Origin of the sequence: Jhaorihella thermophila, assembly GCF_900108275.1 — a bacterium.
In the GTDB taxonomy this organism is placed as follows: Bacteria; Pseudomonadota; Alphaproteobacteria; order Rhodobacterales; family Rhodobacteraceae; genus Jhaorihella; species Jhaorihella thermophila.
Window position 1 is genome coordinate 1 of record NZ_FNVD01000006.1, and the last position, 10,926, is coordinate 10,926.

Here is a 10,926-nt window from a genome sequence, read left to right on the forward strand (position 1 = left end):
TGTCCAACCCGCGATCCCCTCAAGACCCTCGCCTCTCAGGCCCGCCGGCCGTCCCAACCGCGCCTCAGCGCCGCCGGTGAGCGCGTATTTACGGATTGCCCCCGGCACCTGCAAGCCCCTTTTTTGCGTTCAGCGCAAAAAATTCGAGATTTTTTGAATTATGTCGCAATTTCAATTAGTTAGACGGCCGAAAACATTCCCCGAGCGCCTTGGCGTTGCTGACGAACTGCGCCAGGGCAACCGCCCGTGCGCCGCTCCGGCGCGTTATCCACAGGACTTTCCACAGAATCCGGGTCCAAACCCTACCGAGTCAGGTGAATCGCTCCCTCTCAGACCCGACTCGGGCGCCCGAACGGCCTGAGCCGCAGCATGAGCAGGAAGGAGATGGCCGCGAGCCAGGCAATCGGTTGAATCGGCAGCCCCTTGACCAGCGTCGCATAATGCAACCCCGCCAACAGCACCGCCGGATAGACCAGCCGGTGCAGCCGCCGCCAGCGCACCGGGCCGAGCCGCCGCAGGCTGCGATCGTTCGACGTCGCCGCGAGCGGGATCAGCAGAACGAAGGCAGCCATGCCGATTGTCACATAGGGCCGCTTGACGATATCGGCCCAGATCAGGGGCAGGCTTTGCACATCCAGCACCAGCCAGACCAGAAGGTGGACACAGACATAGCCAAAGGCCAGCAGCCCGACCGCCCGGCGGAACCGCAGCAGGTTCACCCCCGCCAGCCGCCGCGCGGGCGAAATCGCCAGACCCGCCACGAGCAGTTTCAATGCAAACAGACCCAACGCGCGTTCGAGTTCGCGGATCGGTTCAACCCCGAGACCACCCGTCGCGCCCTGCCAGAACAGATAGGGCGCATAAAGGCCGCCACAAAGATATACCGCCCAGATCGGGATGCGGCGCAGCCGGTCGTTGATCCAGACCACCACCACGTCAGTAGTTCTTCTTGAGGTCCATGCCCTCGTAGAGCGATGCGACCTCGGCTTCGTATCCGTTGAACATCAGCGTCGGCTTGCGGCGCGAGAACAGCCCGCCGCCGATGCGCCGCTCGGTCGCCTGGCTCCAGCGCGGGTGGTCCACGTTCGGGTTCACGTTGGCATAGAAGCCGTATTCGTCCGGGCCGATCGTGTTCCAGGTGGTGGGTGGCTGCGTATCGGTCAGCGTGATGCGCACCACCGACTTGATCGACTTGAACCCGTATTTCCAGGGTACCACCAGCCGCAGCGGCGCGCCGTTCTGGTTGGGGAGGGGCTTGCCGTAGATCCCGGTCGCCATGATGGTCAGCGGATGGCGGGCTTCGTCCAGCCGCAGCCCTTCGACATAGGGCCAGTCGAGGATCGGCAGGCGCTGGCCCGGCATCTCGGTGGGCCGGAACAGGGTTTCAAAGGCGACATAGCGCGCCCCGTCCTGCACCCCGGCCAGATCCAGCAGATCGGCCAGTTCGAACCCGTTCCACGGCACCACCATCGACCAGGTCTCGACGCAGCGAAAGCGATAGATGCGTTCCTCCATGGTCATCTTCCGCATGATCGTGTCGAAGTCATAATCGCCGGGACGGTCCACCATGCCGTCGATGCGCACCGTCCAGGGTCTGGTGGTCAGAGCGCCCGCATTCTCGGCCGGGTCGGACTTGCCGGTTCCGAATTCGTAGAAATTGTTGTAGCTGGTAATCTCTTCCCAGCTGTTGGGCTCCAGCGTCTCGGCCCGCCCCGGCCCGACCATCGCCGCCAGCCCCGCACCCGCAAGCCCGCCAATGATCTGCCGCCGGTTCAGCCAAGCGGTTCGGGGGGTGACGTCTTCATGGGTCAGATCGTTCCTCCAGCGATGGGCCATGCTGTCTCCTGCAGTTTGTCATCTCTGGATATACGAGAGAAAGCGACACGGACGAGTCACGTTTCAGCGACCGGCCTGTAGCCTGGGACAAGCTTGTCCATCGGAACCGAACGCCCGTCGGGCTGGACAATCCGCACATGACGTCGCCGCAGCAGGCGCGGTTCGGCCACGCCGACCGAATGCGCTATCGTTTCGACCTCGCTGATGAGACCGCGCGCATAGTTGGCGACACGCCGATACTTTGCCTCGGCCACCAGCCCCTTTTGCAGGGCCGGATCATGGGTGGTGATGCCGGTGGGACAGGTGTTGCGGTTGCATTTCAGCGCCTGGATGCAGCCCAGCGCAAACATGAACCCGCGCGCGGATGTCGCGAAATCCGCCCCGGCCGCCAACGCCCAGGCCACATCGCCGGGATTGATCAGCTTGCCGCTGGCGATCAGGCGAATCCGGCCCTTCAGCCCGTGTTCGTCGCGCAGGTCCGCCACCATCGGCAGAGCCTCGCGGATCGACATGCCCACAAGGTCGATCAGCGGCATGGGCGCGGCACCGGTCCCACCTTCACCACCATCCAGCGTGATGAAATCCGGCGCACAGGCAGCTCCGCGCGCCTTGATGAGTTCGAAAAACTCGCGAAACGCCTCTTCGGACCCCGCAACCGTCTTGATTCCCACTGGCTTTCCCGTGACTTCGCGGACGTGGCAGACCAGATCCAGAAGGTCGTCGAAACTGTCCACCTCTCGGTGGCGGTTGGGCGACAGGCTGTCCCGACCGGGCTGGATCCCCCGGATGCGGGCGATCTCTTCGGTCACCTTGGCGCCGGGCAGGATGCCGCCCTTGCCCGGCTTGGCGCCCTGAGCCAGCTTGATCTCGAACATCCGGACCTGTTCATGCGCGCCCACCTCGCGCAGCTTGTCATCGTCCAGGCCGCCCTCGGCATCCCGGACCCCGTATTTGGCGGTGCCGATCTGGAAAACGATATCGCACCCTCCGGCAAGATGGCAGGGGCTGAGCCCGCCCTCGCCCGTGTTCAGCCAGATCCCCGCCTCTTTCGCCCCGTGGCTGAGCGCATCCACCGCCGGTTTCGACAGCGCGCCATAGCTCATGCCCGAGATGTTGAAGAAGGACGGTGCCAGATAGGGTTCGCGCGCCTCCGGCCCGATCAGCAGCGGTTCGGCAATGGAGAACTGATCGTGCAGCGGCGGGAACGGGTCATTGACGAAGATCGACGTCCCCGGAACGGCCAGACTGCGGGTGGAACCAAAGGCAACCGTGTTGCCGCGCCCATCGGAGGCGCGATTGACCCAGTCCCTCTGCGCGCGGTTGAAGGGCAGCTCTTCGCGATCCATGGCAAAGAAATACTGGCGAAAGAATTCGCCGAGTTGCGTGAATAGGTGCCTGAACCGGCCGATCACCGGATAGTTGCGCCGGATCGCGTCCGCCTTCTGGGATCGGTCGATGACGAACAGGACGGCCACCGCCAGCGCGGCCAGACCGGCGGCGAAAATGAACAGAAAGGCCAGAAACTCAACGATGCTGAACGCAGATCCCATGATTTTCCCGGCCCTCGCGTTTGGAAAGATGTTCCGTGCCACAGTGTTCCCGCCCGGCCGGCAAGGCAAGTCACAGGTTGCGGAACCGCGGTCCGGAGCGACCGCGGAATCGAACGGGCCCGGACCGGGTGGTCCCAGCCCGCGCCTGACGTTGCACAGAGCTTACTTGCCCTCGACCTCGGCCACGACTTCCTTGTAGGCGTCAAGATAGTTCTTGGGCAGCCTGTGTGCGATGCCCTGGTGGCAGTCGATGCAGGTCTTGCCCTCGTCCATGGCCTGCTCGTGGCTCTTGGCCGCGCGGTTTTCCTGGGCCGTAAAGTCCATGAACTCGAAGCTGTGGCAGTTGCGGCACTCCTTGCTGTCGGTCTTCTTCATCCGCTTCCACTCGCGCTTGGCCATGGTAACGCGGTGCTCTTCGAACTTCTCGGGCGTCCAGATCGACCGCGTGACGAAGTGGCCCCACAGTTCCTTGGACGCCTGGATCTTGCGGATCACCTTGGGCCCCCAGTCCTTGGGAACGTGGCAGTCGGGGCAGGTGGCGCGCACGCCGGACCCGTTGTTCTGGTGCACGCTGCCTTGATATTCGGCATAGACGTTTTCCTCCATCTCGTGACACGAGATGCAGAAGGATTCGCGGTTCGTCATCTCCAGCGCCCAGTTGAAGCCGCCCCAGAACAGCACGCCGACCACGAAACCCACGATCAGCAGGGTTCCCGCCGCGATCGCCACCGCCGGTCTGGTGAGAAAGCTCCAGGTGCGCCGGATCGGGCCCGGGCGATCACCCTTGTTCATGTTGTCCGACATTTTTCCTGTCCTCGCGGTCTGTGGCCTGCATCAGTTTCTGGCGGTCGATTCAAAGGTGTTTTCGACCAGTTCGGGTGCGTCCGCCTGGGGCACGTGACACTGGTTGCAGAACCAGCGGGTTCCGGCGACCCGGTCCAGCTGGCGGCCTTCGCGGTCCATGTAGTGGGTCATGGACAGGGTCGGTGCGCCGCGTTCGCCGGCCACGGTCCAGTCATGGCAGGTCAGGCACTGGTTTGTGCGCAGGTCGATCTGATAGCGCGCGATGCTGTGCGGGATCAGCGGCGGCTGCTGCCGGTAGCTGCGCGAAAACCGTTTTTCGTCCTGGTGATAGATTTCCGGAACGGTACCTTCGCTGTCGATCGGCGCGATCCGCAGGGCGCGCACCGGCGAATTGGCGGACTGGGCAAAGGCGAAACCGGCGGCCAGCAGGGCAGAGGCCGTCAGGGTGCTTATGAGAGTGGTTTTTTCATGAGCTTACTCCGTTGCTTGCTCAGGCGGCGCGGCTGGCACCGGGCGTAGGTTTCGATCTGGCCCGATCGTCACGGGCGGGTGCCGGCGTGGCGTCGAACCGATGGGTAAAGGCGAAGACGTCCATGGCGCAGACGTCGATGCAGCGACCGCAATTGGTGCAGTCGTGCGAAAGGATGATGGGCGTGTCGCCGTCTTTCCCGCGCAGGGCGGGGGTGATGACGTGCATCTCGGGGCAGACGGCGAAACAGTCCATGCAGTCGTCGCAGGCGGCGCGGTTGGCGGCACTGACCCGCAACAGGGATTTCGCGCCCAGCAAGCCATAGAAGGCGCCCACGGGGCACAGGTGCCCGCACCAGCCGCGGCGAGACAGGAACACATCGAACAGGAACACCGCGACGACAAAGGTCCAGGCAAAACCCATGCCGAAGATCAGGCCACGATGCAGCATGGAAATAGGGTTCACGAACTCCCACGCGATCGTGCCGGTCAGGGCGCTGACCGCCAGCACCATCGCCAGCACCCAGAGCCGGGTGCCGCGCTTGGGCTGCCAGCCCTTCTGCATCCCCAGTTTCTCGTGCGCCCAGTGGGCTGCGTCGGTCACCGGGTTGATGGGGCAGACCCAGCTGCAATAGACCCGCCCACCGATCAGAGCATAGGCCACCGCGACGATGACCGCACCGATCAGCGCGGTCAGTTCCGGCCAGTGTCCGGCGACCATCGACTGAACCGTGATGAAGGGATCGGTCAGCGGCAGGATGCCAAAGGTCAGCGAGCCGCTGAGATTGCCCTTGACCCACCAGATGCCAAACCACGGCCCCAGCAGGAAAAGCGAGAGAAAGAACAGCTGCGACAGCCGCCGCAGGATCAGGAACCGATGCGCACGAAGCCAGCCGAATTTCTCGACGGCTTCCTGTCCGACGGGAAGACGGGCCTTGTCGTTCATGGGCGCGCTCCCGGCACTTTGAAAGCCGGCTCGAAGCCGCCCGGCGTTTCCAGATTGTCGGTGCCCGGCCCCGGTAGACGGTCGGGCAGGTCGGTGATCCCCTCGACCAGCGGACCGCCGGCCTTTTCCTTCTCTTCCCAGCCCAACCGGTAGTGTTCCGCCGCTTCGGCGCGGGCCAGCCGGGCGGGCAGCACCTTGATCGCGGCCTCGGGCAGCACGCAGGACTTTTCGCACTTGCCGCAGCCGGTGCAGGCGTCGGCGTGAACCGTCGGCATGAAGATCGCGTGATGGCCCGAGCGGGGGTTGTGCTGAAGCTCCAGCGTGATCGCCTCGTCGATCACAGGGCAGACGCGATAGCAAACGTCGCAGCGCAGGCCCAGCGCGTTCAGGCAGTGTTCCTCGTCCACCAGAACGGCGGTGCCCATGCGGGCGTCGTCGATATTCGTCAGGCCCTTGTCCAGCGCCCCGGTCGGGCATGCAGCGACGCAGGGGATGTCGTCGCACATCTCGCAGGGCACGTCGCGCGCGGTGAAGAACGGGGTGCCCGTGGCCGGCCCGTCCTCGCCCAGTTCGGCCAGTTTCAGCGTGTCATAGGGACAATCCCGCACGCACAGACCGCAGCGGATGCAGGCAGCCAGAAAGTCGTCCTCGGGCAGGGCCCCCGGCGGGCGCAGCGCCTCGGCCGGCAGGGCGCGGGCGTCCGAGATCAGCCAGGCCAGCCCCATGCCCGCCACCGCGCAGCCCGCCAAGCCGCGCGCCGAATCCTTCAGGAAACGGCGCCGGTCGATCGGCGAGTTTATGCGTTTCGCGGCGGACATGGGTTTCTCTTTCGTCCCTCAGAGTTCAGATCAGGCGCGTTCGACCTTGCAGGCGCATTTCTTGAAGTCCGTCTCCTTCGAGATCGGACAGGTCGCGTCCAGCGTCAGCTTGTTGGTCAGCTGGCCTTCGTCGAACCACGGGAAGAACACCACCCCGCGCGGCGGTTTGTTCCGGCCGCGGGTTTCGACCCGGCTCGGCACCTCGCCGCGACGGGTCGAGATCACGATCTGCTGACCGCGCTTCAGACCGCGGTCCTTGGCGTCCTCGGGGTGCATGTAGACCACGGCCGCGGGGAAGGACCGGTGCAGTTCCGGCACCCGCCGCGTCATCGAGCCCGAATGCCAGTGCTCGAGCACCCGGCCGGTGACCAGCCAGAGGTCGTATTCCTCGTCGGGGCTCTCCGCAGGCGGCTCGTAGGGGGCAAAGATGATGTTCGCGCGGCCGTCGGGTTTGCCGTAGAACTTCACGCCCTCGCCCGGCTTGACATAGGGGTCATAGCCCTCGCGGAAGCGATAAAGCGTCTCCTTGCCGTCCACCACGGGCCAGCGCAGACCGCGGGTCTGGTGATAGACATCGAAGGGGGCCAGGTCATGCGCCTTGCCGCGCCCGAATTCGGCATATTCTTCGAACAGCCCCTTCTGGACGTAGAACCCGAAATGGTGGCTTTCGTCGTTGTCAAAGCCCTCGGGCAGTTCGTTCAGCGGATACTTGTTCACCTTGCCGTTGGCAAAGAGCACCTCGAACAGCGTCTTGCCGCGCAGCTCGGGCTTCTGGCTCAGCAGCTCCTCGGGCCAGACCTCGTCGGTGGTGAACCGCTTGGAGAACTCCATCACCTGCCAGACATCCGACCGGGCCTGACCCGGCGCCTTGACCTGCTGGCGCCAGAACTGGGTGCGGCGCTCGGCGTTGCCATAGGCGCCTTCCTTTTCGACCCACATCGCCGTGGGCAGAATCAGGTCGGCCGCCATGGCGGTCACTGTCGGATAGGGATCGGACACGACGATGAAGTTGTCGGGGTTGCGATACCCGGGCCAGGTTTCCTCATTGAGGTTCGGCGCGGCCTGCACGTTGTTGGTGCACTGCACCCAGTAGCAGTTCAGCTCGCCATCCTTCAGCTTGCGGTTCTGCAGCACCGCGTGGAAGCCCGGCTTGGCCGGGATGGTGCCCTTGGGCAGGCCCCATTTCTGTTCGCAGATGTCGCGGTGCGCTTCCTTCATCACCACCATGTCGGCGGGCAGGCGGTGGGCAAAGGTGCCAACCTCACGCGCGGTGCCGCAGGCAGAGGGCTGTCCGGTCAGCGAGAACGGCGAGTTGCCGGGCTCGGCGATCTTGCCGGTCAGCAGGTGCACGTTGTAGAGCAGCCCGTTCACCCAGGATCCGCGGGTGTGCTGATTGAAGCCCATGGTCCACAGGCTCATCACCTTGCGGTTCGGGTCGGCATACTGCTTGGCCAGCCGCTCCAGCTTGGCCGCCGGCACGCCGGACATTTCCGACACCTTTTCCAGCGTGTATTCGCTGATAGCCTCGGCATATTCCTCGAAGCTGATCTTGGTCAGCTTGCCATGCTTGCCCGAATGTGCCGGGTTTGCGGCGTTCTGTTCGCGCGGGTCGTTGGGGCGCAGACCGTAACCGATGTCAGTTGCGGTCTTGGTGATGTTGACGTGGTTCTTGACGAACTCCTCGTTTACCGCGCCCGACTGGATGATGGAGTTGGCGATGTAGTTCAGGATCGCCAGGTCGGTCTGCGGCGTGAACACCATGGCATTGTCGGCCAACTCGAAGCAGCGATGTTCGAAGGTGGACAGGACATGCACCTCACAGCCCGGCTTGGTCAGGCGGGTGTCGGTCAGACGCGACCACAGGATCGGGTGCATCTCGGCCATGTTCGACCCCCACAGCACGAAGGTGTCGGCGTGCTCGAGGTCGTCATAACAGCCCATCGGTTCGTCGATGCCGAAGGCGCGGATGAACGCGGCCACGGCCGAGGCCATGCAGTGCCGCGCGTTGGGGTCGATGTTGTTGGACCGGAAGCCCGCCTTCATCAGCTTGGCGGCGGCATAGCCTTCCCAGACCGTCCACTGGCCGGATCCGAACATGCCGATCGCGGTCGGACCCTTCTTCCTGAGAGTTTCCTTCCACTTCTGCGCCATGATGTCGAAGGCTTCATCCCAGCTCACCGGCTCGAATTCGCCGTTCTTGTCATAGACGCCGTTGGTCTTGCGCAGAAGCGGCGTGGTCAGGCGGTCCTTGCCATACATGATCTTGGACAGGAAATAGCCCTTGATGCAGTTCAGGCCGCGGTTCACGGGCGCGTCCGGGTCGCCCTGGGTGGCGACCACGCGGCCGTCCTTGACCCCGACCAGAACAGAACAGCCTGTGCCGCAGAACCGGCAGGGCGCCTTGTCCTAGCGGATGTCGGGGGCGGAAAGCTGCGCGTTGGCGCCGTTGGGCAGGGTGATGCCGGCGGCCGAGGCCGTCGCGGCGGCTGCGGTGGCCTTCAGGAAAGATCGGCGGGACGTGGACAGGGTCATGGGTGGTCTCCCGTTCAGAGTGTCGGTTCGGCGAGGGGCTCGGGCGTTTCGTCCAGCTCCTCGAAATGGTGATAGGTCAGCGTCACGGTGATGACGCCGGGGATCTGGTGCAGGTCCATGATGATCTCGGAGGCCAGCCGGCCGTCAGTGTCCTCGACCGTGACGACGATGCGGCCGTCCTCCTGGGCGTGGACCTCGGCGCCGTCCGTGGCATTGATGGCCTCGACGACCTCGGCCATCCGGGCCGGAACGGTGTGCACGAGGCATCCGCAGATGTTCAGCATGCCAGCGCCTCCTGTTGCTGTTTCGGTTCGGCCAGACGAATCGCGCCGACCGGGCAGGGCACGACGCATTCGCCGCATCCGGTGCAGGCCTCGGCGTCGAATTGCGGTTGCGACCGGCCGCCGGGCATCAACCGGAACCGGATTGCCCGCGCGTCGCAGTGATCCTGGCAGGCCCTGCACTGGACGCCGTTCATCGACAGGCAGGTCGCCCCTGCCGAAGCCCGCCAACGCCACGCAGCCCCTTCGGCAAGAGCGCCGCTGTGACAGGCTTCAATGCACGCCCCGCAGAAGGTGCACCCCCCCAGGCCGGGGTCGAAGACGGGGTAGCCGTCGCGGTCGGCGCGCAGGACGGCCTCGGTGCAGGCGTCGAGACAATCGCTGCATTTGGTGCAGCGGTCGGCAAATCGGCCGCCGCGCCAAAGGGGCGCGGAACAGGCGCCTCGTTGAAGGCGCCGCGCAAAAAGGCTCGTCTGGAGCTTTGCGTCGTCAATGCCGGTCTCCTGTCTCAAGCTGGGGCCTTCGGCCGCCAGTCCGGGCTTGACAGTGGCAAATCGACGCATTCGATTTAATCTGGATCATGGTTCTGAAGAAAATCACCGGATCCGAGGCATCTTTTTAAGCATTTGTTTTTTCGAATGTTTTTTCGAAACCCGGACGTCCTGGCGCAACGCCCACCCAAGATACGGCATTGATTCCGCGACCACATCCACGCGCGCGCCCTACCTCTGCACACGCCCGAGGCAAGCGATCGGAGCCGCCCGCCCTGCATCTGACACCATGCGCCGCACCCCGAGAACGTCCCGCGTCATGCCATGGCGATGTCGTCACCTGTCGCGCTCCGTGAATGGTTGGCATCGGCGCCGCCGAGACCTCGGCGCCGCCCGGCGAGTCTGTTGTCCTGCCGTTGCAATAGCTGTATCGAGGATGGGCAAGTTTGCGGCGGAACAAACTTTGTCGGGATTTTTTGAAGAGCCTCGACGAAAGCCTTCTCGCACCTCTGGCGCCCTTTCGACGGCTTGACCGGCGCCAGATTCGGGAAATCCTGGATCACGCTCAGCCATTGCGAACCGAGCGGGGACACGACGTGTTCACCCAAGGCGACGAGGCCGCGCGATTCTTTCTGCTGCTGGATGGCTACATCCGCGTCGAACGCCTGACCGCCGAAGGTGACCGCGTGGTGCAACTTCACATCCCGCCCGGGCAACTTTTCGGCATCGCCCGCGCCTTGGGGCGCGACACCTACCCCGCCAGCGCGGTCGCGGCTGCGGATTGCGTGATGCTGTGGTGGCCGGCCTCGCTGTGGGACGCATTCGAGGCCCGGTATCCGGGCTTTTCGGCCGAGGTGCACCGCACCGTCGGACAGCGTTTCGAAGAGATCAACAGCCGCGTCATGGAACTGGCCACGCAGCAGGTCGAACAACGCGTGGCCTCGGCGCTGTTGCGGCTCAGCCGGCAAAGCGGCCGGCAGACCGACAGCGGCGTCGAAATCGCCTTTCCCATCACCCGCAAGATCATCTCGGAAATGACTGGCGGCACTCTGCACTCGGTCAGCCGACTGCTGGCGGCATGGGAGAAAGCCCGGATCGTCGAAAGCCGCCACCGACATATCAGCGTGCGTGATCCGGCGCGGCTCGAGGCGCTCAGCCGCACCGGAGGCGGTGCCCAGGCATGAAAATGGCCCGCCAGAA

At 64.5% G+C, this 10,926-nt stretch carries 10 protein-coding genes and 1 pseudogene; 1 reads left to right on the plus strand and 10 read right to left on the minus strand.

The features are described 5' to 3' along the window. Window positions 1-329 precede the first annotated feature (329 nt). The 10 genes and pseudogenes from msrQ to C4S70_RS08565 all read right to left on the minus strand — a co-directional run bounded on the left by msrQ (window position 330) and on the right by C4S70_RS08565 (window position 9,798). A complete protein-coding gene (msrQ, locus tag C4S70_RS08520) occupies window positions 330-935 on the minus strand; it encodes a protein-methionine-sulfoxide reductase heme-binding subunit MsrQ (RefSeq protein WP_104007702.1) in 606 nt (201 codons plus the stop codon). A 1-nt stretch (window position 936) separates the two neighbouring features. Next, a complete protein-coding gene (msrP, locus tag C4S70_RS08525) occupies window positions 937-1,836 on the minus strand; it encodes a protein-methionine-sulfoxide reductase catalytic subunit MsrP (protein ID WP_104007703.1) in 900 nt (299 codons plus the stop codon). Window positions 1,837-1,892: 56 nt separating this feature from the next. Further along, a complete protein-coding gene (locus tag C4S70_RS08530; protein ID WP_104007704.1) occupies window positions 1,893-3,386 on the minus strand; it encodes an FMN-binding glutamate synthase family protein in 1,494 nt (497 codons plus the stop codon). 162 nt (window positions 3,387-3,548) lie between these two features. After that, entirely contained in the window at window positions 3,549-4,190 is a 642-nt protein-coding gene (locus tag C4S70_RS08535) for a NapC/NirT family cytochrome c (protein WP_104007705.1), read from the minus strand. Between the two features lie 30 nt (window positions 4,191-4,220). Next, window positions 4,221-4,574 (minus strand): nitrate reductase cytochrome c-type subunit, encoded by a 354-nt coding sequence (locus C4S70_RS08540; protein WP_235003765.1) that lies wholly within the window; start codon window positions 4,572-4,574, stop codon window positions 4,221-4,223. A gap of 106 nt (window positions 4,575-4,680) precedes the next feature. Further along, entirely contained in the window at window positions 4,681-5,604 is a 924-nt protein-coding gene (gene napH / locus C4S70_RS08545; protein ID WP_104007707.1) for a quinol dehydrogenase ferredoxin subunit NapH, read from the minus strand. Continuing rightward, window positions 5,601-6,422, minus strand: coding sequence for a ferredoxin-type protein NapG (gene napG, locus C4S70_RS08550; protein WP_104007708.1), 822 nt, complete (start codon window positions 6,420-6,422; stop codon window positions 5,601-5,603). Before napG ends, napH begins: the two co-directional genes overlap by 4 nt. 30 nt (window positions 6,423-6,452) lie before the next feature. Further along, window positions 6,453-8,954, minus strand: a pseudogene (gene napA, locus C4S70_RS08555) (nitrate reductase catalytic subunit NapA). Between the two features lie 14 nt (window positions 8,955-8,968). Then, window positions 8,969-9,238 (minus strand): chaperone NapD, encoded by a 270-nt coding sequence (locus C4S70_RS08560; RefSeq protein WP_200822745.1) that lies wholly within the window; start codon window positions 9,236-9,238, stop codon window positions 8,969-8,971. Beyond that, complete coding sequence (locus C4S70_RS08565; protein WP_235003766.1) at window positions 9,232-9,798, minus strand: ferredoxin-type protein NapF; 567 nt, start codon at window positions 9,796-9,798, stop codon at window positions 9,232-9,234. Before C4S70_RS08565 ends, C4S70_RS08560 begins: the two co-directional genes overlap by 7 nt. A 404-nt stretch (window positions 9,799-10,202) precedes the next feature. Between C4S70_RS08565 and C4S70_RS08570 the strand changes: the two genes are divergently transcribed. Continuing rightward, complete coding sequence (locus tag C4S70_RS08570; protein ID WP_104007709.1) at window positions 10,203-10,910, plus strand: Crp/Fnr family transcriptional regulator; 708 nt, start codon at window positions 10,203-10,205, stop codon at window positions 10,908-10,910. Window positions 10,911-10,926: the final 16 nt, after the last annotated feature.